Genomic DNA, 22,829 nt, shown 5'->3' on the forward strand with positions numbered 1-22,829 from the left:
TTTGGATTTTAAAATATCGAACTGTAAATATGTCCGCGAACTGTAATTGATTGCTTAAACGATCTTGATGATCAGCAGCAATAAAGCCACAGGACATAAGATTGAAAGCAGCCAGACGATCGAACGTAAAGTCGCCCAGTTGGCCAGATAACAAATGCCGTACAACACACGAAATACCAGATAGGCTATCCCGAAGGTCATGACCAGGGTTTGAGGAACCACCATATATTCAGCCATTAAAATAGCGGCAATAAACAATGGTAAACTTTCAAAACTATTTTGTTGAACCGCATTGGCACGGCTCGAGAGCCCGGTTGATTTTGCTAAAAACTCTCGTGGGTTCTGATTGTCTTTTGCGCTAAAGCCTGCCGATTTCTTTGCAATCAAAGTAAATACATAAGGCAAAAGACAAGCGGCTAAAATGAGATAAATCACCCCACTAATGCTGTGCATCTGTTTTTTCTCATGAAAATTTTATATCTATCATAGCATGGTGTTTCGTGAATAAATTTTGTTAAATAGAGTGTTTTTTATTACTTAAGAAGGATTCACTATGGTCGCGCCTGAGCAAAATGAAATGTTCGATGTCCTCGATAAACAGCGCCAGCATCAACGTCAAGTGGATCGCGTATTAAAAATCGTGCTGCCGATTGTGGCTTTTTTGATGGCCGTGATTTGTGCCAATATGAATATCTGGTCGCCGATCTTTAGCTTTGCCATTTTATGGATTGCCTTTTATGCCGTCGGCATCAAGCGCATGCCAATCTGGCACTGGGTGGTAGCCATTTTGGTCTATTGTGTGGTCGACAATATTCTGAGTTATGGCAACTTTAACCAGACAGGATTTACCCGCCAATTTGGCACCATGTTTATTTTTCTGGGAGTAGTCGGTGTAGGACGTCCTTATTTTGACCGCTGGCTCATGAAAAAATAAAAACCTGCAAATAAAAAAAGCGCCATCAAGCGCTTTTTTTAATATCGAGTTTAAGCTGTTTTACGTAAATCTTTACGCAGGATTTTACCCACGTTCGATTTCGGTAATTCGTCCATAAACTCCACATAGCGTGGACGTTTATAACCGGTCAGATTTTCTTTAGCGAAGGCCAAGACTTCTTCTGTGGTCAAAGACGGATCTTTTTTCACAACAAACAGTTTCGGTACTTCACCAGATTTTTCATCTGGCACACCAATCGCAGCCACTTCCAGTACTTTTGGATGGGTTGCAACAACTTCTTCAATCTCAGATGGATACACGTTAAAACCAGACACTAAAATCATGTCTTTTTTACGGTCTACGATTTTCACATAACCACGTGAATCCATGACACCGATATCACCAGTACGGAAGAAGCCATTAACCATGACTTTTTCAGTTTCGTCTGGGCGGTTCCAGTAGCCTTTCATGACCTGAGGACCACGGATTGAAATTTCACCTTGCTCACCCAGTGCAACTTCATTGCCGTCATCATCCAGAATCGCCACTTCAGTTAATGGCAATGGAATACCGATGGTGCCACTGAATTCTTCAGAAGCAGGCGGGTTTGCCGTTGCAACCGGAGAGGTTTCAGACAAGCCATAACCTTCAACAATATTGGTTCCAGTGAGCTTTTTCCATGCTGCTGCTGTAGAAGGAAGTACCGCCATACCGCCGCCCATCGCCATTTTCAATTTGCTATGATCAAGCTGTTTGAACTCTTCATTGTTCACCAGCGCATTGAATAGTGTATTCACTGCCGGGAAGAAAGTCGGCTGGTATTTACGTAGTTCCTTCATCACCGCAGGAAGATCACGCGGATTCGGAATCAGGACGTTGGCCTGACCTTTATACATGCCATAAAGTGCGCACACCATGAATGCAAAGATATGATAAAGCGGCAAGGCACAGAAAATACGGTCATCTGGCTGGCCATCTTGTGCACCAAACTTACTCTGGAAGATCCCGTCACACTGCAACATATTCGCAACCAGGTTACGATGTGTCAGTTCAGCCCCTTTCGATACGCCGGTAGTACCACCAGTATATTGTAGAACCGCGGTATCGCTCAGGCTCAACTCAGGACGTTTGTAATTGCTCGGGCTAATTTTATTTAATGCCGTATTGAATTTCACGTGGCCTGGAATGTCCCAAGCTGGAATCTGCTTACGCACAGAACGCAAGACAAAGTTCACCAGAGTTCCTTTCAAAGCACCCAGCATATCGCCTACAGAAGCAATAACCACATGTTTTACCGGGGTTTTACCCAGAATCGCTTGGTAAACAGAGGCAAAGTTCTCAATAATCACCAGGACTTCAGAACCTGAGTCATTAAGTTGATGCTCAAGTTCACGCGAAGTATAAAGTGGATTGACGTTGACCAGTACCAACCCTGCGCGGAAAACCCCAAGTGCCACGACCGGATACTGAAGAACGTTTGGCATCATCACCGCCACACGTGAACCTTTTGCCAACCCCAAGCTTTGTAAATACGTTGCAAACTTACGGCTCGCCTCTTCCAGATCATTGAAAGTCATGGCCTTATCCATAAAGATAAAGGCATCACGCGAACCAAATTTTTGGAAATTACGTTCAAAAACATCGACTAGAGAAGTATTCTCTGCCGGTAATTCTACTGTTTCCGGAATCCCTGTCTTTTGGTATTCAGCCAACCAAATTTTTTCCATAATGCCCATCTCTCCAATCATAATCCTTAGTGTTTTCAACTGTTTTTTTCAATATCACACACCATTTTTAGACTTGTATATGTGCAATATTGCATCCATCTTGTTGAATCGTTGTTCATATATAACGTATTTTACAGGATGGATGCTAGTCTTATCTTTGAATCAACAGTTTATTTGCTTTTTGATATCCGCGTGGTAAAAGCTGTCCTTTTGCACCGCGCTTGCCGATATATTTCTGCAAATCATCCCCTTTTAATTTTAACTGCTGTTGTCCTGCAAGCACTTGAATTATTTCATCAAGCTTCAATATTGTCATGGACAAAATTTGATCACCACCTTCAAGTTGTATCAATTTATTTCCTTTACCTTTGTTCAATACAGGCAATTCTGCCAAATCGACAATCAACAGGCGTCCTGCTGAACTGAGCAGTGCAACATGCGTGGCATCTTCGAGTGGCTGCAGGCTCATGACTTGCGCCCCATCGGATAAGTTCAGGAAGGCCTTCCCTGCTTTGGCATTGGTATCCAGCTGCTTGGCCTGCGTTTTAAAACCATAGCCCTTGTTACTCAGCGCCAGGACTTCCGTCTCATCCTCTGCAACAAAGACCTGTTTAAAACCGATGCCGCTGGCAGGTGATAATTTTGAACTTAAAGGTTCACCCAGACCACGCGCCGATGGCAGGTTATTGATTGGCAAGGCATAACTACGTCCCGATTCATCCAATACATAGACACGCTGATTGGATTTGCCCTGTGCATGGCTGAGATATTGATCACCGGCACGGAAATTCAGATTTTCAGCGTCAACATCATGGCCTTTGGCACAGCGAATCCAGCCAGCTTCCGACAAAATAACGGTCACAGGATCGGCTGGTAACATTTCATTTTCATTAATCGCAGCAGCTTCGGCACGTTGCACCAGTGGCGAACGGCGATCATCGCCAAATTTCTTGGCATCATCTTTCAGTTCATTGATGATCAGCGCTTTTAAAGATTCCGGATTGGCCAGCTGTTCACGAATCACCGCAGCCTTCGCTTCCAGCTCGTCCTGCTCACGGCGCATTTCCATTTCTTCAAGCTTGGCCAAATGACGCAATTTCAGCTCCAGAATGGCTTCGGCCTGAATCTCATCAATGCCAAAGCGTTCCATTAACACGGGCTTGGGCTGATCTTGTTCACGAATAATCTGAATCACTTCATCGATACTCAAGTAGGCAATGATCAGCCCCCCCAGAATATGCAGGCGTTTTTCGATTTTGTTCAGATGATATTGCAGACGACGGGTCACCGTGGTTTTACGGATCTCGATCCATTCCAGTAAAATGCGACGAATCGATTTCACCTGTGGACGGCCATCAGCACCAATCATATTCATGTTGACACGGTAGCTCGATTCCAGATCAGTGGTGGCAAATAAATGACTCATCACCGCTTCGGCATCAATCCGGTTAGAACGCAATACAATCACTAAACGGGTTGGATTGGCATGATCCGATTCATCCCGTACATCGCTGACCAAAGGCAGTTTCTTGGCCTGCATCTGGTCGGCAATCTGGGTGATGATTTTGGAGCCTGAGACCTGATATGGCAGTTCGGTAATCACAATTTCATTTTTATCGACGGTATAGACCGCGCGCATACGATAACTACCACGACCTGTGACCTGAATTTTTAACAGTTCAGCAGGTGGGGTAATAATTTCTGCTTTGGTCGGCAAGTCCGGCGCAGGAATATATTCTGAGATTTTTTCATCGGTCAGATTCGGGTTACGAATCAGGGCAATGGTGCCTTTAATCACTTCACGCAGGTTATGCGGCGGAATGTCGGTGGCCATACCGACGGCGATTCCCGTTGTACCATTTAAGAGAATATTCGGTACACGTGCCGGCAAGTTCACCGGCTCTTTCATCGAACCGTCAAAGTTGTCCTGCCAGTCACAGGTACCCTGACCCAGTTCAGACAGTAACAGTTCACTGTACTGAGACAGTTTGGCTTCGGTATAACGCATTGCGGCAAAAGACTTCGGATCATCGGGTGAGCCCCAGTTGCCCTGTCCTTCAATAAACGGATAACGATAGCTAAACGGCTGTGCCATCAGCACCATGGCTTCATAACAGGCCGAGTCACCATGCGGATGATATTTACCCAGTACGTCACCGACGGTACGTGCAGATTTCTTTGGTTTGCTGGTCCATTTCAGGCCCAGCTCACTCATGGCATAGACAATACGACGCTGTACCGGTTTCAGGCCATCACTGATGTGCGGTAATGCCCGATCCATAATCACGTACATGGCGTAATTCAGATAAGCTTGTTCGGTAAATTCTGCTACGGAGCGGTTTTCTGTCGCATGATGCGCAAGGCTTGTCATAACAACCTATAGTCCTAAATAATTCGTTTTTGTATCAATGTTTCTTATGCTATGTCGCGGCTGGGGATGACACAAGAGCATCAAGTGCCTCAGCGCGACAATTTGTGTCTTATGGCCTAAAAATATCTACTTTATAGACCCTAAGCAACTAAAAATTCATCAAGTTTATAAGCCCATCGACTCAAGGGTCTTGCCTTTGGTTTCTTCACCCAAAACCAGAATCACGATTGCAACGGCAACCAGAACCGCAGTAAACATGGTGAAGACATAACTGAAACCATTTGGCATGCCCATCAAATGGGTGACAGCAAAAGGTGCTGCGATGCCACCAATTCGGCCTACTGCGCCAGCCCAGCCTGAACCAAAAGCACGGATATTGGTTGGATATTGTTCTGGTGTATAGGTATAAAGCACGCCCCAGGCACCCAGATTAAAGAAGGACATCAGACAGCCCCAGATCACAATTTCGGTGACACTGCCCGACTGGCCAAAGAAATATGCCGAGATGGCACACATGCCGATGAAACCTGCCAAGGTCGGTTTACGACCCAGTTTTTCCACCAGCCATGCTGCCACCAGATAACCGGGCAACTGCGCTAAAATCATAATCAGCACGTATTCAAAGGACTGGACGATGCTATAGCCTTCTTTGACCAGCAAACTTGGCAACCAGGTAAAGATGCCATAATAAGAAAATATAATACCGAACCAGATCAGCCACAGCATGAGGGTACGACGCGCAAAGATACCCGACCACAACTGGGTAAATGAAATATGCTGTTTCTCTGCGACCGGCTTCACTTCAAAGATTTCATAAACTTCAACGCCGCATTGACGCTCGATCTTTTTCACCAGTGCCGAAGCTTCTTCTACACGGCCACGGTTAATCAGAAATGGAATAGATTCCGGCACCATTTTCCAGATCACAATCGCATATAGCGCAGGCAGACCACCGATCAGGAAAGCGGTTTGCCAGCCAAAATCCGGAATGATAAAGCGCGATACCAGAGCCGCAACCAACCAGCCCAGTCCCCAGAAGCTTTCCAGCAACACGATAAAACGGCCACGTACATGCGCAGGAATATATTCACTGACCAGCGTCACTGCCACCGGCAACTGTCCACCCAGACCTAAACCGACGATAAAACGAAACACCAACAACCAGGTCAAATTCGGTGCAAAAGCGCAGGCTGCTGTAGCCAAGCTATAAATCACCAGTGTCACAGCGAATACGGTTTTACGGCCGAAACGGTCTGCCAGTCCCCCTGAACAGATTGCACCGATTGCCATACCAACAAAACCAATCGACACTACCCAGCTTTTTTGATCCGCAGTCATCTGCCAGTCTTCAGCCATTTTTGCCAGAATAAAGGAAATCAATCCGGTATCCATGGCATCAAACATCCAACCGAGTCCAATCACCACCAGCAAGGTGTAATGAAACCGACCAATCGGTAAGCGTTGTATGCGAGAAACTAAATCCATAACAAAAATCTCTGATCAGGTGGAACGGGAGATGCTGCTTTCTCAACAGGTAGGCTGCTTTGTATTTTTTATACTATGAATTAAGCTGAATGCGGCTATTTTTTATAGTCGCATTCATGACGATTACAAATCAGGATTCGTCTTTGGAAGATGCCGAGTGTCCATCATCTTCTTTATAAATGAATTTTGGCATTTCCAGTCCAAAATAGATGGCGATCAAACGCAAGCTAAAGCCGAAAATCAGGGTGGAAAGAATGGTCAGGTCCTGCGACAAGCCGTAATGGCTACAGAGCCAGTAAAAGATCACTGAAACAAAAGCAATACTGGCATACAGTTCACGACGGAAAACCAAAGGTACATCATTACATAGGATGTCACGCAAGATCCCGCCGGATACACCGGTCAAGACACCTGCAACGGCACTCACCACAAAACCATGTCCCATTTCCAGAGCAATCTGGCAGCCAATAATGGTAAAACCAATCAGACCCAAGGCATCCAGTACCAGGAAGACATTACGTAACTGGCGCATCCATTTTGCAATCAGGATGGTGACGAAAGCAGCGCAACAGGTCAGCACCAGATATTCGGGGTGTTTGACCCAGGTTAAAGGATAATGTCCCAGCAGAACATCACGGACCGAACCACCACCCAATGCCGTAACACAGGCAATGATCATGACACCAAACCAGTCCATGCTGCGCCGGCCAGCAGACAGTGCCCCGGTCATCGCTTCAGCGGTAATTGCAATAATATAGATGACGGTCAGTAACATCGCCCTGCTTCCACCTGAGGCTTTGAGATGGCGCTTATTCTAAGCTAAATCTATGTGAAAGTTATAAAAATCCCGCACAACATTGCTTAAATTTTTTCCCCGAGCCACAAATGCAAACCTGTTTCATGCTGAGTTTCTGCTCCGTGGTCGGGTCCAGAAAATACCAGTGGCCTTCAAATTTTACAAAATGCGAAGCTTCATGATGCACTTGTGCCTGCTTGCCATCATGAAAATGCGCCTTAAACTCGACTAAGGCGTGATTTTTATCTAATTTTTCATTGGCTTGAACAATCTCAAGCTTTAACCACTGATTGGCTTTACTCCAATCACTAATGGCTTGCAAATCCAGTGCCTGCTGCTGACCCAGCGCAGTCGTGGTTTTGATGTAATCGATTTCATGCTTGGCAAAGGCACTATAACGGGAACGCATCAGTTGCTGCGCAGTCTCTGCGACCTGTTGTCCAGTATGTAAGGGCTGACAGCAGCTATGATATTCACCTTGTCCGCATGGACATGCTTCTGACATTTCAGTTCCATAAAAATAGCCCGACAATGCGGGCTATTTTAGCAAACTTTACCAACCCAACGCTGACTATAGTTTAGTCCTGCGCAGGAAGCTGCGGAATGATATGCACTTTATCGATCTTATGACCGTCCATGGTCACCACCTCAAAGATATGCCCGTCTGCTTCAAACTTTTCACCGCTATGCGGTAAACGTGCCATATGGAATAACACATAGCCAGATAAGGTCGAATATTCTTCAGTTTCATTGACCAGATCACGATCCAGCAGCAAGGAAACGTGACGAATATCGGTGGAACCGTCCAGAATCAGGCTGCCATCATCCAGACTTTCTGCTGCGACTTGCAGCTCATCTTCATCTGGAAATTCACCGGCAATCGCTTCAAGAATATCAATCGGCGTGGCAATCCCTTCAATTGAGCCATATTCATTCAGCACAATCGCCATCTGTAAGGGAGCTTGACGCAACTGATCCATCACCATCAGTACCTGAGCATTTTCATGTACGATGACTGGCTCACGTAAATGCTTTTCAAAGTCCAGCACCCCAGTTTCAATATATTCATTCAGGACTTTATGGGTCAGCACCACACCGGCAATATTGTCCAGTTCGCCGCGAGCGATGATCAAACGCGAATGGCTCATCTGCAACAATTGTGCTTTGATGCTGTCGGCATCATTGTCCAGATCGATCCATTCCAGTTCGGGACGCGGCGTCATCACCGATTTTACTGGACGTTCAGACAGACCCAAAACTCCCTGCACCATGACACTGTGATAGATGCCGTTGTCATCATTAAAGACTTCATCAGCAAAGGCACGGGTTGCCAGAACATCTTCCGGTTCAGACGAATCATTGTCCTGAGCAGGTTTACCACCCAGCATACGCATCACGGCAGAGGCAGTACGGTAGCGCATATCCGTGGTGGTCACCATTTTTTCCTGATTGCGTTTCATGGTCTGGTTAATAAATTCGACAATCACCGAGAAGCCAATTGCAGCATACAGATAACCTTTCGGAATATGGAAACCGAAGCCTTCCACCACCAGCGAGAAACCGATCATCATCAGGAAGCCCAGACACAGAATCACCACGGTCGGATGTCTGTTGACAAAATCCATCAGGGCTTTGGATGCCCAGAGCATAATCCCGATGGCAATAATCACGGCAATCATCATCACTGACAGGTCTTTGACCATACCTACTGCAGTAATTACGCTGTCCAATGAGAATACGGCATCCAGCACCACGATCTGGACAATCACCATCCAGAATACTGCATGGACCGGATTTTCTTCTTTAATGACCGGTTTGGCTTCCAGACGCTCATGCAGTTCCATGGTGCCTTTAAACAGCAGGAACACCCCACCAAACAATAGAATCAGATCTCGACCCGAGAAAGCATGATCAAATATATGGAACAGTGGATCAGTAAGAGTGACCACCCAGGCAATCGAAGCCAGCAAGATCAAACGCATCACCAGGGCCAGCATTAAGCCCACAATCCGCGCGGCATTACGTTGTTCTGGTGGCAGTTTCTCCGCCAAAATGGCAATAAAAACCAGATTGTCGATCCCGAGTACAATCTCAAGAACAATTAACGTGAGTAAACCGACCCAGGCTGAAGGGTCCGACATCCATTCAAAGATCATACGCTTGGCTCCTGAAGCTCAGGACTGCAGCATTGAATGAACCGAGACTGTAATGAAACAGCATAATATTTTTGATATTGAACAATACCAATTACTTGACGGCGATTTATAGCGTTACACGGCCAACTACCACTACCCATTTTCGTTCTATTGTTGTGAAACCAATTTTCAGTATATCAAGATCAATTTGAAATTCACCTGTTTTCATGGCTGTTTATCGATGAATTTTGCTGAGCCCTATTGCAGTGAAAATGTAGCCGCACACAGAATTGTCATATTTATTAATTAAGCTAGAGTCACCAGAAAGAAAAATGATAAGGTGAAGAAAATAAATGCAAAGCGTAATTCAAATGACAGATTATTTTAAAGACAACTCCCCAAAAACAACTCGCCCTCTAGTGGCACTCTATTGTGGTTCACGTGCAGGCAACAAACCGGTTTATTTAGAAAAAGCCATTCATCTCTCGCAAGGACTGGCAGAACATGGTTTCGGGCTAGTCTATGGTGGCGCCAGTATTGGCCTGATGGGACAGGTCGCGGATGCCATGATCCAGCATGGCGGTGAAGCCGTTGGGGTGATTCCCGAATTTATGCTGGATTATGAAATTGCCCATAACCAGCTCACTGAATTACATGTGGTGACCAGCATGCATCAACGTAAGGCTATGATGGCTGAGCGGGCCTGTGCCTTTGTGGCACTACCGGGCGGACTGGGCACGTTTGAGGAAATTCTGGAAATTGCCACCTGGGGTCAGCTGAACCAGCACCAGAAACCGATGATGCTGTATAACGTGAATGGTTTCTATGATGCCTTGATTGCGCAGCTGGACCGTGCAGTCGAAGATGGTTTTTTACCACCACAGCATCGCGCCAAACTGATCATTTGCGAACACGAAGAAGAAATTTATACAACTTTAACCAATTTAGGCCATCCGCAAAGATTTGTGGTTTAAACCGTTCCAATTAATAAAAAAGCGAGCACCTGGCTCGCTTTTTTATTGGATTTTTAATATCAGGACTTATTGACCATAATTCGTCACGAACTCGTAAAACATCGGCAAAGTTGTTGCCAGAATGACAGACATAGCCAGACCGAACATCAGTTTCATGGCATCTGCACTGACATTACGTGAAGTACGATGTTTGTTGACTTCATCCAGAATCATCGACATGGCAAATTCACGACCTGCGAGTAATCCCAGGAATACCCAGGTGGTACTCATTGGAATGTTGCTCCACTCTTTAAAAACTAACAGGATAATGGCATACATGAAGTCAATAATCGTTGCAGCACGAATGTCGGTCACACCGGTTTTGGTGTCGACAATGTTCTGGATCGCCCCGCCACGTTGATACAGAATCACACCCAGCAAGACCACGAATACCGTAATCGCAAACATCAGGAATTCAAATGGAACCTGACGTGGCACATACACGAAGATGTTAGCCAGATCCTGAATCAGCCATTGACTCCACAGGAAACCGGTAGAGACCCACTGCAAGCCCATCCAGACCTTGGAGTGCTCCTGATGACGTGTCTTGGCAAAATGGCGTGCCAGCTGCTTGACCACAAAACGATAGATAACAATCGCCACGATAAAGGCGACGGCATAGCCCATCATCGATTTGACCATCATCGAGCCCAGGCTGGCAGGAGAGAAAATCGTAAGCACCAGGAAGGTGGTACTGACTGGAATCCCGTATCTGGTCAGTAGTAACAGGAGAATTGGCGGCACAATGTACAGCCAGGTAATGCCACCTTCAGGGAAAGGAATCGTTTCTAAACGACCGTATGAGGCATCACCCACCCCAGATGCATACCAACCATAGACCAATACGACAATTAAAATTGAGCTGATATAAATCCACAACACCCACCATGGGCGATGTGAATTCGAAGAAATAAATGTCCCTAGGGTTTGAGGTACATCATTTCCGACAATAGAGTAAGCGGCTAAACAGAAGCCGATCACCATCAAAATCTCGATTGTCATAAAAACAAACCTATACGCGAGGAGATTTCAGCATTGCTGAAAAGTTGGCCTAAGATTATGACGGTTTTATTTCATTTTCATGACAATTTTGTCATATTTTCATTTGATGAAGATGAAATTGGCAGAAAAAGCTGTTTATAAACAAAAAAGTACTGCTTTAATTTTATTTTTATCGCTCTTTACAGCTATGGAGCACCGATCTGATAAATACTCACTTTGTTATGAGTTTTACACTTATAACTGATTTATATCTTGAAAAAAAGTTCACACGTATTCACTACACCTGTGCCTTAATCTTCCTTTAGACTATTCAAAATTTTCAGTTTTCCAGAATTATGAATGCCACGCCTACGCATCAAGCCTTAGATCCCGAATTCAGACTGCTGGTCTTGTTGGTATCGATCGGATTTTTTATGCAGGGGCTGGATACCACCATTATTAATACAGCTCTGCCCGCGATTGCACATAACTTACAGGCCGATCCTTTACGCATGCACAGTGTTGTGGTGGCTTATGTCTTGTCTGTGGCAGCCTGTATTCCCTTGAGTGGCTGGCTGGCAGACCGTTTCGGCGTCAGAAATATCTATTTTGCTGCAATTATTATTTTCTCTTTGGCCTCTTTGGGCTGTGCCTGGTCAGATAGTCTGAATGAATTACTGGCTTATCGGATCTTGCAAGGAATGGGTGGCGCCTTACTGCTCCCCGTCGGCCGTTTGGCCATGCTCAAGATCATTCCCCGTACCCAGTTTCTGGCTGCCATGAGCCTAATGAGTCTGGCCGGCCTGATTGGCCCCCTGATTGGTCCAACTCTTGGGGGCTGGATGGTAGAATATCTGTCCTGGCAATGGATTTTCCTGATCAATCTGCCGATTGGCTTACTGGGAGCGCTGATTACTTTTAAGGCCATGCCGAATGTCATTGAACCGCTGGTCGCTCGCTTTGATTATTGGGGCTTTGTCTTGCTGGTTGTGGCCATGGTGGGACTCTGTCTGGGAATTGAAAATTTTGCCAGTCCACAAAATTCGCTGTGGTGGAGTCTGAGTCTGATTCTGGCCGGAATCTTGGCGGCCCTGATGTATGCCTATCATTCGCATACGCATAGCAACGCCCTGTTCCGCAGTCGGCTCTTTAAAAATAAAATTTATGCGATTGGCATTCTGGGGAATTTTTTTGCCCGTCTTGGCGGTAACTCGATTCCATTTTTACTCCCCCTTATGTTGCAAGTCGCCTTTGGTTTTGAGCCCTTTATTACCGGTCTATTGATGATTCCAACCGTACTCGGCTCTCTGGCGTCTAAACCGATTATCCGAAAAATCATTCAGCGTTTTGGTTATCGTCGGGTTTTGCTGGTCAATACCTTATTGGTGGGTCTGTGTATTGCCAGTTTTGCCCTGACCACGGCGGACACCCCGATCTGGCTGCGTGCAATTCATTTCTTTATCTTCGGCATTTTAAATTCCCTACAATTTGTATCGATGAATACCCTGACTTTAAAGGACTTAAGCCAGCAGGATGCCAGTAGCGGCAACAGTTTCCTGTCGATGATCATGATGCTGTCAATGAGTATTGGGGTGGCGCTGGCAGGCACCCTGGTCAACATGCTGAGTGCCTATTACGGCGCTGACAATCTGGTGGCTGCTTTTCATGTGTCACTGATCTGTTTAGGCTGTATCAATATTATTGCGGCTTATATTTTCTGGCATATTCCTAAAAACACCCCTGTTTAATACGATATATTAACGCCAGGCGAATGCAGCCTTTAAGCTCAGGTTTAGATACAGGTAAGAACTGAAAATGCAAAAAAATCTGGCTCTGAACAGATTCAAACAGCCGCTTTTCATCGGGCTTGGCATTCTGATCGCCGTGATGATTATCGCCATGATTTATCTTTGCCTGATGAAAGCCCCTTCTGCGCATGCAGCAGATTATCCGATCCAGGGTTTCGATGTATCACACCATCAACAAGAAATTCAATGGCAGCAGATTTCGCCGGAAAAATACCGTTTTGTCTATCTGAAAGCCACAGAAGGTGGTGACTTTAAAGATACGCGTTTTCAAGAGAACTGGCTCAAGGCGCGGGAACGCGGCTTTCTGGTCGGTGCCTATCATTTCTATCGGCTTTGTCGCGATGGCAGCATTCAGGCACAGAACTTTATCGACTCCGTCCCCAAGCAAGCCAATGCTTTACCGCCGGTGATTGATCTGGAATATGACAGCAATTGCATCAATACCTATTCCAAAGAGCAGCTTCTAAACGAAATCCAGATCATGCACGATGCCCTGCAAAAGCATTATGGCAAACAGCCAATTTTCTATATTTCTAAAGCATTTTATAATATTGTACTGGCAGGATATTTTCCCGAAGTGCCACTCTGGGTACGCGAGTATAAGGGTCTGCCCGATTTAAACAACCAGCCCAAATGGACCTTCTGGCAACATAGCAATCAGGGTAAAATTCCCGGCATTAGTACAACTGTGGATCTGAATGTGTTCTATGGCTCAGAACAGCAGTGGCTGGATTTTCTGAAAATGAATGCAATTGCAGTACCATCATCTACTCATCAGGCCAAATAAAATCGATCGCTTGAAAACAAGCGCTTTATAAAAGTAGAAAAATAAGGAAATAAAAATCTTGAAATGGATTAAAGGTATTTTACTCAGTCTGGTGATTGTTCTGCTGCTCATAGCGGGTGCGCTGGCTTATCTACTGCAACCTTCAGGCAAGCTCAGTGACTTTCAGAACTGGCAGCCGCAAAGCAGTTCCTCTCGTTCTGGACTAAACGTTAAATTTTTCGGTGTTTCCACCCTGTTGCTGGATGATGGTCAGGATCAGATCCTGATAGATGGTTTCTTTAGCCGGCCGTCGTTGTCGCAAGTGCTTAGCGGTCCAATTCAGAGTGATAGCGTGCTATTAAGGCAGCTAATTCAAGAGCATGAACTGCACCGGGCCAAAGCCATTCTGGTCAGTCACTCGCATTATGATCATGTTCTGGATCTACCGGCTTTACTGGAAATGCTTCCTGAAACCGCTGTCATCGGTTCACCCACTAGCCTGAATATCGCCCGGGCAAATCCCAAAGTTACTCCACAGCAATTACAGTCAGTTAAACCTTGGCAACTACAGCACTGGGGGCATTTCCAGATCACTGCAATTCCCTCACAACATACCCCACCCACAGCGCTAAATGATGACCTAGGCGAAGAGCTGCTGCAGCCTTTAGCCCTGCCGGCCAAATTTTCCGAATTTAAGGAAGGTGGCAGTTTCGATTACCTGATTGAGCATGCAGGACATAAAATTCTGATCAAGGCCAGTACCGGATTTATTCCAGAGCAATTTAAAAACCTGCAGGTCGATACGTTATTTTTGGGTATTGCCCAGCTCTCCAGACAATCCAATGACTATCAGCGGCACTATCTGGCTGAAACCCTGCAAACGCTCAAACCCAAAGTGGTCATCCCGATACATTGGGATGATTTTTTTCAGCCTTTAAACCAGCCGCTGCAATTTCTACCCCGTCTGGCCGATGACACTCCAAAAAGTTTGAATCTTCTGATTCAGGCCGCCGAGACACAAGGGACAAAAGTCGTTCTGCTCAGCGAACCGCAGCCCTATTTACTCAACGCAGCCGTCGCTTCCCAATCCGATTAAAGCCCCTTAAGATAGCGGCTATGCGCAAAATTATTCATATCGATATGGATGCGTTTTATGCCTCGGTCGAGCTGCGTGAACGTCCAGAACTCAGACACCTGCCTGTGGTGATTGCCTCGCATCATCCCCGGGCGGTGGTTGCGGCTGCCTCCTATCCGGCACGCGAATATGGTCTACGTTCTGCCATGTCGATGGGACAGGCGCGCAAGCTCTGTCCGCAGGTCATCGTAATTGAGCCGGACTTTGCCAAATACCGTCAAGTTTCTGCACAGATCCATCAAATTTTCCAGCAATATACCGCCCTGATTGAGCCTTTATCGCTAGATGAAGCCTTTCTGGATGTCACAGAAAATTTACAACAAATTCCGAGTGCTACCGAGGTCGCCGTGCGGATTCGGGAGGATATTGTTCAAGTGACTGGACTGACTGCTTCTGCCGGCGTGGCACCGAATAAATTTCTGGCCAAAATTGCCTCGGACTGGCACAAACCGAATGGCATCTGTGTGATCAAGCCCTCACAGGTGCAGCGTTTTATTCAGAATCTGCCGCTGAAGAAAATTCCCGGGGTGGGTAAAGTCACCCAGGAAAAACTGAAAAGCCTGAATCTGGATACCTTGGGTGACTTACAACAGATGGATGAAGCCATTCTGATTCAGCATTTTGGTAAATATGGACGGCGGCTGTTTTTATATGCGCAAGGCATTGATGAACGACCAGTCGAAGTAGAACGGGAACGTCAGCAGATTTCCAAAGAGACCACCTTTGATGATGATCTTTATTTAAATCAGTGCCATTCTTATTGGGAAGCTTTAGTTGCACAACTGTGGCAAAGCTTGCAAAAAAAACAACTTTCGGCTCGCGGCGTGACGGTCAAATTAAAGCTCAAGAATTTTCAGGTGATGCAGCACAGTAAAAGTTTTAAGCAGCTCTTGCGCAGTCCGCAGGAATTAGCACAAGCCTTGGACTTACTATTGGATGATCTGCATATCGCGCCGCAGATGCAATTCCGGCTGATCGGTGTCGGCGTCTATCAACTCAGCGCCCCCGAGACTGAAACCCAATTATTACTGCTCTAAACGACTTTTGTTCATGTTTTGAACATCAGTTTAAAAATACAGCAACTTTATTTTTATATTTTGATTTTTTAGAGTACTCTATCTGCGCAATGCATTATCCATGTATATGCTGAGATGCTGAAAATCACCTTTACTTTCAGCATGCTGTCCTGTGATTGGCGTGACGATCAAATCCGAATATTACAGGGCAACTCTGATGTAACTCATGGACTTCCTTCCTGCATGTCTTCTGTAAATCTTCTGTAGTTCAAAAACAACACGCGTAAAGCTGCGCTGTCTAGTTTTGTGGGTGCTGTTGTCGATTGATATGATTTTCTCCTTTACGGCATTGTTGCAACCTTAATTTTTAAAGATCAGTTTCCACAGCATTGGTGAGAATATGGACACTCTGGCGGCATTGGCCACTTTTGGTGTTGGCTTTCTGTTTTGCCCTTAGATGGCATGGTCTTTGGTCACGTTGGTCACTAGCTTGGCCATAAGAAAATGCAGGTCTTAACTGTCGTCCTGATGGGAATTTCTAGCAATTACTTGGGCATGGACAAACAGTTCTTCTGGAATATCACCTTGATGGTCGGTGCAATCCGCTGTTTCAGCATTCCGTTTTTTGCCTGACGGGTGGATACATTTCATCATCAAAAAATGTGTGGCTAGAATAGTTTGATTGGTGCGCTCTCGGCCTTTTCATTCTTTATGGCACTCGATGCACAAAACACCTGAATGATCATTGTCGACATAATTTTACTGGCAAATGTTGCATACGACAGGGTGGTCAGGGCTCATCAACCGATTTTCACTTCCCTGTTCGGTACCGAATATCGCTACAGCGGTGCCGGCGTTGGCTATCAGATGGGCAGTATTATTGGTGGTGGTTTTACCCCCATTTATTGCAGCAGTACGGGTGATTTGGGCAGACGGTTCATGGCATTATATTGCCCTCTATCTGGCAGTGGGTTGCTTGCTGACCGCACTGGTCGCAGCCCTGGTGCCCAAAACGCAGGATGAATAATATGACAGTGGAACGCTTACATATCTCGAAACGCTTTTCAGAAATTGCCATTGCAGGCAATCTGGTACATCTTGCCGGGCAACTGGCCACAGATGTTGAGCTGGATATCAAAGGTCAAACCCAACAAACTTTAGATATTATCGACCAGTTTCTGGCAGATGTCGGTACAGACAAAAGTCACATCATGTCGGTGACCATCTATTTAAAAGACATTGAAAAAGATTATGCGGCATTTAATGAAATCTGGGATGCATGGGTGGCTGATATCGAAGCATTACCTCGTACCTGTGTCGAGGCAAAACTTTATGATCCACGGGTTTTGGTTGAAATGACAGTCGTGGCCGTCAAACCAGAATAATGTGGCAAAATCGATATGCATAAAAAAGCATGCTCATGGCATGCTTTTTTATTTTAACCTACTGCTTTGATTTTACTGCGCTCTAAATCTGAATATAAATAATACTTTTTCAGATCATTGCTGACCGTATATTTGGGCATTTTCTTCATTTGCGCTTGCTCCTGCAGAAAATCTTGCCGCAACTGGTAATATTCCGGCACATCATCGTAGCGAATCACCCGATAACCGGCCATACTCAACAAGGCATCCTGAAAACCAGTCTGCTGTGGACGCTTCAAGATTAAAGGATCATCCACAGCCACAATGGCTATAATCTGATGCTGTTGATCCATAATCACAAAATCTGCAGTCAGGTTGCGATATTTATGTCGCGTCCGGTTAAATTTGGTGGTCATTAAGGCGTCATAGGACACATGGGCCAAAACAATATATTCAGGTAATACTTCCTTCAAGCGCGTGAAGGTCAATTGCTCATTCAGGTTAAAAATAGCACGCTGCTTTAACGCGCTGTCTTGTGGTTTGGAATTATTTCCGAGCGTTTTCCATGCCATGAGCACGACACAGAAGAGCAGGAAACTCCCAATCATAATATAGGTGGTCATGCCTCAATCCTTGCATTCTTATCATCATTTTTGTTTTATTGTGGTGCAGTATAAACTCACACTTTATTTTAAATAGGTCTTACAACTAATCTGCTTAGATACCCATACAACCGGTATCAAAACCTGATTCTGCGTTACCTAAAATGACATCTTTCCCTATGTCAATGAAAGTGGATTTAAAGTACTGATAATGCACTCTAAAACATCCCTAGAATTGATCGCAATACAAATCTGCCCAACTGTAGAACAATTCCGATAAAGTGTTATTTTTATATCACTTTTAAGCCAGACTTAATGTAAATAATACATCCTTTTACATTTTTCAGTCCTCGTTTCAAGCTACGTTACTTTACCTAAGTGCTAAAAAAAGACACCGAAGTGTCTTTTCTATTAACTCAATTATGCACGTGATTTAGGCTTTGCTTTCGGCTTTGATCCACCAAATGGTTTTTTGGCATCCCCTGTTTCACGCGGCGGTAGGCCTGTGTGCTGGGTTAGGATTTGACCACGTTCCGGGCGCTTCTTGGTATTTGAAGGACGGGACTGAGCTTGTGCAGCCTTGCCACGATTTCCCTGCTCACCGGTACGTTTCTGCGAATCACCCGCCACTGTCGAGTTTTTCTTGCGCGCAGACTGGTATTGACCTTCTGCACTGCCAGCAGGCTGATAAGTCGGAATCAAATGCTGTTTGGAGTTACCAATCAAATCCTGACGACCCATTTCTCTCAGAGCTTCACGCAACAACGGCCAGTTGTTTGAATCATGGTAACGCAAGAAAGCTTTGTGCAGACGACGACGTTTATCACCTTTGACAATATCTACTTGCTCAGTATAACGTGCCACTTTGGCAAGCGGGTTTTTACCGGTGTAATACATGGTGGTAGCCGTTGCCATCGGTGATGGATAAAAGGTCTGTACTTGGTCAGCACGGAAACCGTTCTTCTTCAACCAAATCGCAAGATTCATCATGTCGTAATCGGTAGTCCCCGGATGCGCTGCGATGAAATAAGGAATCAGATACTGTTCCTTGCCGGCTTCCTTACTATAACGTTCAAACATCTGTTTGAAACGATCATAGGTTCCGATTCCCGGCTTCATCATTTTATTGAGTGGGCCTTTTTCGGTATGTTCCGGTGCAATTTTTAAATAACCACCGACGTGATGGGTTACCAATTCTTTGACATATTCAGGGTTTAAAACCGCTAAGTCATAACGTAAACCAGAACCAATCAAGATCTTCTTAATACCCGGTAATGAACGTGCTTTACGGTATAACTGGGTCAATGGTGCATGATCGGTATGCAGGTTCTGACAAACGCCCGGGAAGACACACGACGGTTTACGGCAGTTCTTTTCAATCTCTGGATCTTTACAGGCCAGACGGTACATGTTGGCTGTCGGGCCACCTAGGTCTGAAATAATCCCGGTAAAGCCCGGCGCCGTATCACGGATTTTTTCCACTTCACGCAGAATTGACTCTTCAGAACGGTTCTGGATAATACGACCCTCATGTTCTGTAATCGAACAGAAGGTACAGCCACCAAAACAGCCACGCATGATGTTCACAGAGAACTTGATCATGTCAAACGCTGGAAAACGCGCTTCACCATAAGCAGGATGTGGCAAACGTGCATAAGGCAGGTCAAACACATAGTCCATTTCTTCCGTGGTCAACGGAATTGGTGGCGCATTTAGCCAGACATCACGTTCACCATGCTTTTGTACCATGGCACGGGCATTGCCCGGATTGGTTTCTAAATGCAAAATTCGGTTGGCATGGGCATAAAGCACCGGATCTGCAGCCACTTCTTCAAATGCAGGCAAGCGAATTACGGCCAGTTCACGCGGTGGTAATTTATGTTTAATTGCTTTTGAAGCGGGTTGTAATTGCACGATTTGCGTATCAGGATCTAGCTCATCGCCGGCCCGCACAATCGGATTGGCGACAGGCTCTTTCTGAAAACCTTGATATTGAGTCAGACTATCTTTGTCTTTTTCAATTTCACAACCTTCCAGATCTTCAGTCATCACATAAGGGTTAATGATTGGATCGACACGGCCAATCGCATCAACATCATTCGAGGCAATTTCGACAAACTTTGCTTTCGATGCACGGTTATGTTTATTGACAATGAACGCAGTACCGCGAACATCGGTAATCTCGTGAATTTTTTCGCCACGCGCCAGACGATGCATAATTTCGGTAATTGAGCGTTCGCCATTGCCGTACATCAAAAGATCGGCTTTTGAGTCCATCAACACTGAACGACGGACTTTATCTGACCAGTAATCATAATGTGCAATACGACGCAGAGAAGCTTCAATTCCACCTAATAATACAGGCACATCTGGATATGCTTCACGGACACGCTGACAATATACAGTTGCTGCACGGTCTGGACGTTTATTTGGCTGATTATCTGGGGAATAGGCATCATCCGAGCGGATTTTACGGTCGGCGGTATAACGGTTGATCATGGAATCCATGTTCCCTGCCGTTACCCCCCAAGCAATATTCGGTTTACCCAGAACGCGGAACGCATCCACGTTGGTCCAGTCTGGCTGTGCAATAATACCGACACGAAAGCCTTGGGCTTCTAATACCCGGCCAATAATACCTGAACAGAAAGACGGGTGATCAATATAGGCATCGCCACAGACCAGAATAAAGTCACAGCTGTCCCAGCCGAGTTGATCCATTTCCTCGCGTGACATCGGCAAAAAAGGCGCAGGGTCAAAACAAGACGCCCAATATTTGTCGTAATCAAACAACGCTTTTGGCGCAGTCTGCATGGTATAAGCAGTAGACATGGCTAGCAATTCTCGGCTGGCAGATGATAGGAGATCTAAAATAAGATCAAAGATGAAAGCCGATCATTTTACCATGAATTAGACCCAGCTTGCTTGATTATAATTTATACAAAATCAGGAACTAAGCGAATCAAAACTTGGGCATCATCAGAATTGAAAGCAAAATGATCCGCAAGATAAATGCACAGGGTTTATTTTATAGAGAAAAATCTAAATACGATGTTCTAATCTGAGCGGAGCTTGAAACTGAATGCCAGACCACTCAACAACAGTAGCGCAATAAATGCAGTTAATCCACTCCAACCATAATTTTCCCAGACCAGTCCACTCGAACTGCCCAACACACTGGAACCGAGGTAATAACAGAATAAATATAGCGAAGAACCGACTGCCCGATATTGTAGCGACTGGATCGACACCCAGCTACTTGCAGTAGAGTGCGCGGCAAAAAATGAAAAAGTGAAGATTAGTAATCCGATAAAGACCAGAGCCAGCTGGTTGAGCAGCATGAGTGTTAATCCAAGGAGCATCATCAGCATCATGACGACCAATGTCTTGAATTTACCATAATGCCGACCCCAATGTGCCGCTCGGGGGGAGCTATAAATACCAGCCAAATATGTCACCGAGATTAAACCAATCCAGGCCTGTGATAATTCAAAAGGTGCCTGAAGCAAACGATAGCTGAGATAGTTAAATATCGAGACAAAACAGCCCATCAGGATAAAACCTTGCAGAAATAAAATCCGAAGTTTCGGATCGGCCAGATTATGCCTGAATGAGTTTTTGAATCGATTAAACTTGATCGGATAAGCTTTAAAATGTTGCGATGCCGGCAACAGATAATAAAATAATCCTGCAATACAGATATTTAAGATACCAATTATCAGAGTAGCAGATTGCCAGGAGATAAAATCAACTAGAACTCCGGCAATCAAACGCCCGCCCATCCCGCCAATGGCTGTACCAGAAATATATAAGCCCATGGCGAAACCGATATCTTTTTCGGCAATTTCTTCCCCGATATAAGTCATGGCGACTGCTGCCACACCACTGACACAGAGACCAATCAAGATCCGAAGCAATAAAAATACCGACCAAAGAGATAGTATCGAACTGAGCATTAACAAAATTGCAATCAATGCCAGGGAACAGACCATCACCGGTTTACGTCCAAAACGGTCTGAAATCAGTCCGGTAAATAGCAGACCAATGGCTAAGGCAAGGGTAGAAAGTGATAAGGGAAAACTACTTTGAGTCGGACTGACCTGAAAATAATCTGCCAAAATGGGCATCATCGGCTGTAGGCAATACAAAGATGAGAAAATGGCAAAGCCGGCAAGAAATAAGGAAAAAAGTACTGCTTTAAATGCGGTAGTACCATATTCAATATGGCTAGAAGATGAATTTGAGGACATATCCGCTCCTTAGATAGATCCAGTATACGCCTTTCGCTCATTTTTTCTGTGGAGATTTCATCTGAGTGACCACCTAAGCCTTTCTTCACGCACAAAAAAACACCCCCTGCTCATGCAGGGGGTGTTTCGAATAATGAGCTGGCGATGACTTACTCTCACATGGGTAACCCCACACTACCATCAGCGCAAAGAGGTTTCACTTCTGAGTTCGGGAAGGGATCAGGTGGTTCACTCTTGCTATTGTCGCCAGCACAACTGTTTATGGATACTCGCTTTGGTCTTATTTCGTCACTTTTCAGTGTATGCCAATGCTTTCTACCAAATAGAATACATTAACAGGTATATCTGAGTTGAACATTGTCTTACTAACGGTCTTCTGAATCAAGTTATTTTGCTTAATATCGAATCAATCGAGCTTTATACAACAACTGTTTGGGTGTTGTATA

The 22,829-nt window shown here is 45.2% G+C and carries 18 protein-coding genes, 1 rRNA gene and 1 pseudogene; 8 read left to right on the forward strand and 12 right to left on the reverse strand.

The genetic code is table 11. From position 1 onward, the window contains the following. Nucleotides 1-54 precede the first annotated feature (54 nt). Nucleotides 55-453 carry an MAPEG family protein gene (locus tag CWI32_RS10300; protein ID WP_005094494.1) on the reverse strand — a complete coding sequence of 133 codons (399 nt, stop codon included), beginning with the start codon at nt 451-453 and terminating at the stop codon, nt 55-57. A gap of 100 nt (nt 454-553) precedes the next feature. Here CWI32_RS10300 and CWI32_RS10305 point away from each other — a divergent pair, with 100 nt between their 5' ends. After that, nucleotides 554-934: a hypothetical protein gene (locus tag CWI32_RS10305; RefSeq protein ID WP_074383676.1), complete on the forward strand. Its 381-nt coding sequence runs from the start codon at nt 554-556 to the stop codon at nt 932-934. 50 nt (nt 935-984) lie between these two features. Here the strand turns inward: CWI32_RS10305 and CWI32_RS10310 are convergent, their stop codons facing one another. The 6 genes from CWI32_RS10310 to CWI32_RS10335 form a co-directional block, all read right to left on the reverse strand. Then, nucleotides 985-2,661, reverse strand: a complete 1,677-nt coding sequence (locus CWI32_RS10310) for a long-chain-fatty-acid--CoA ligase (protein WP_005094498.1) — start codon at nt 2,659-2,661, stop codon at nt 985-987. A 151-nt stretch (nt 2,662-2,812) separates the two neighbouring features. Beyond that, complete coding sequence (parC, locus tag CWI32_RS10315) at nt 2,813-5,032, reverse strand: DNA topoisomerase IV subunit A (protein WP_100535244.1); 2,220 nt, start codon at nt 5,030-5,032, stop codon at nt 2,813-2,815. Nucleotides 5,033-5,197: 165 nt separating this feature from the next. Next, nucleotides 5,198-6,517: a niacin transporter NiaP gene (niaP, locus tag CWI32_RS10320; RefSeq protein WP_005094502.1), complete on the reverse strand. Its 1,320-nt coding sequence runs from the start codon at nt 6,515-6,517 to the stop codon at nt 5,198-5,200. A gap of 130 nt (nt 6,518-6,647) precedes the next feature. Continuing rightward, a complete protein-coding gene (locus tag CWI32_RS10325; protein ID WP_005094504.1) occupies nt 6,648-7,292 on the reverse strand; it encodes a trimeric intracellular cation channel family protein in 645 nt (214 codons plus the stop codon). Between the two features lie 61 nt (nt 7,293-7,353). Then, nucleotides 7,354-7,818 carry a YchJ family protein gene (locus CWI32_RS10330; RefSeq protein WP_005094506.1) on the reverse strand — a complete coding sequence of 155 codons (465 nt, stop codon included), beginning with the start codon at nt 7,816-7,818 and terminating at the stop codon, nt 7,354-7,356. 73 nt (nt 7,819-7,891) lie between these two features. Next, nucleotides 7,892-9,469: a TerC family protein gene (locus CWI32_RS10335; RefSeq protein ID WP_005094508.1), complete on the reverse strand. Its 1,578-nt coding sequence runs from the start codon at nt 9,467-9,469 to the stop codon at nt 7,892-7,894. A gap of 332 nt (nt 9,470-9,801) precedes the next feature. Here CWI32_RS10335 and CWI32_RS10340 point away from each other — a divergent pair, with 332 nt between their 5' ends. Beyond that, entirely contained in the window at nt 9,802-10,422 is a 621-nt protein-coding gene (locus CWI32_RS10340; protein WP_004732555.1) for an LOG family protein, read from the forward strand. 66 nt (nt 10,423-10,488) lie between these two features. Here the strand turns inward: CWI32_RS10340 and CWI32_RS10345 are convergent, their stop codons facing one another. After that, nucleotides 10,489-11,463, reverse strand: coding sequence for a hypothetical protein (locus CWI32_RS10345; protein ID WP_086044352.1), 975 nt, complete (start codon nt 11,461-11,463; stop codon nt 10,489-10,491). Nucleotides 11,464-11,798: 335 nt separating this feature from the next. Between CWI32_RS10345 and mdtD the strand changes: the two genes are divergently transcribed. The 6 genes and pseudogenes from mdtD to CWI32_RS10375 all read left to right on the forward strand — a co-directional run bounded on the left by mdtD (nt 11,799) and on the right by CWI32_RS10375 (nt 17,552). Further along, nucleotides 11,799-13,190, forward strand: coding sequence for a multidrug transporter subunit MdtD (gene mdtD / locus CWI32_RS10350; RefSeq protein WP_074383681.1), 1,392 nt, complete (start codon nt 11,799-11,801; stop codon nt 13,188-13,190). 67 nt (nt 13,191-13,257) lie between these two features. Then, the gene (locus CWI32_RS10355; protein WP_100535245.1) at nt 13,258-14,037 is read left to right on the forward strand and encodes a glycoside hydrolase family 25 protein; all 780 of its coding nucleotides are present in this window, start codon (nt 13,258-13,260) and stop codon (nt 14,035-14,037) included. Nucleotides 14,038-14,095: 58 nt separating this feature from the next. Then, the gene (locus CWI32_RS10360) at nt 14,096-15,112 is read left to right on the forward strand and encodes an MBL fold metallo-hydrolase (RefSeq protein ID WP_100535246.1); all 1,017 of its coding nucleotides are present in this window, start codon (nt 14,096-14,098) and stop codon (nt 15,110-15,112) included. A 20-nt stretch (nt 15,113-15,132) separates the two neighbouring features. Next, nucleotides 15,133-16,188, forward strand: a complete 1,056-nt coding sequence (gene dinB / locus CWI32_RS10365; protein WP_074383683.1) for a DNA polymerase IV — start codon at nt 15,133-15,135, stop codon at nt 16,186-16,188. Between the two features lie 273 nt (nt 16,189-16,461). Next, nucleotides 16,462-17,194 (forward strand): annotated as a pseudogene (locus CWI32_RS10370) (hypothetical protein). A 1-nt stretch (nt 17,195) separates the two neighbouring features. Beyond that, nucleotides 17,196-17,552 carry a RidA family protein gene (locus CWI32_RS10375; RefSeq protein WP_005169082.1) on the forward strand — a complete coding sequence of 119 codons (357 nt, stop codon included), beginning with the start codon at nt 17,196-17,198 and terminating at the stop codon, nt 17,550-17,552. Nucleotides 17,553-17,605: 53 nt separating this feature from the next. Here the strand turns inward: CWI32_RS10375 and CWI32_RS10380 are convergent, their stop codons facing one another. The 4 genes from CWI32_RS10380 to rrf form a co-directional block, all read right to left on the reverse strand. Beyond that, nucleotides 17,606-18,154: a DUF2726 domain-containing protein gene (locus CWI32_RS10380; RefSeq protein WP_005169085.1), complete on the reverse strand. Its 549-nt coding sequence runs from the start codon at nt 18,152-18,154 to the stop codon at nt 17,606-17,608. A gap of 399 nt (nt 18,155-18,553) precedes the next feature. Beyond that, complete coding sequence (locus tag CWI32_RS10385; RefSeq protein ID WP_005169087.1) at nt 18,554-20,965, reverse strand: YgiQ family radical SAM protein; 2,412 nt, start codon at nt 20,963-20,965, stop codon at nt 18,554-18,556. A gap of 224 nt (nt 20,966-21,189) precedes the next feature. Next, on the reverse strand, nt 21,190-22,383 hold the full coding sequence (locus tag CWI32_RS10390) for an MFS transporter (RefSeq protein ID WP_100329446.1): 1,194 nt from the start codon (nt 22,381-22,383) through the stop codon (nt 21,190-21,192). A 136-nt stretch (nt 22,384-22,519) separates the two neighbouring features. Then, a 5S ribosomal RNA gene (rrf, locus tag CWI32_RS10395) occupies nt 22,520-22,634 on the reverse strand. Nucleotides 22,635-22,829: the final 195 nt, after the last annotated feature.

Origin of the sequence: Acinetobacter pseudolwoffii (assembly GCF_002803605.1) — a bacterium.
GTDB classification, from domain to species: Bacteria; Pseudomonadota; Gammaproteobacteria; order Pseudomonadales; family Moraxellaceae; genus Acinetobacter; species Acinetobacter pseudolwoffii.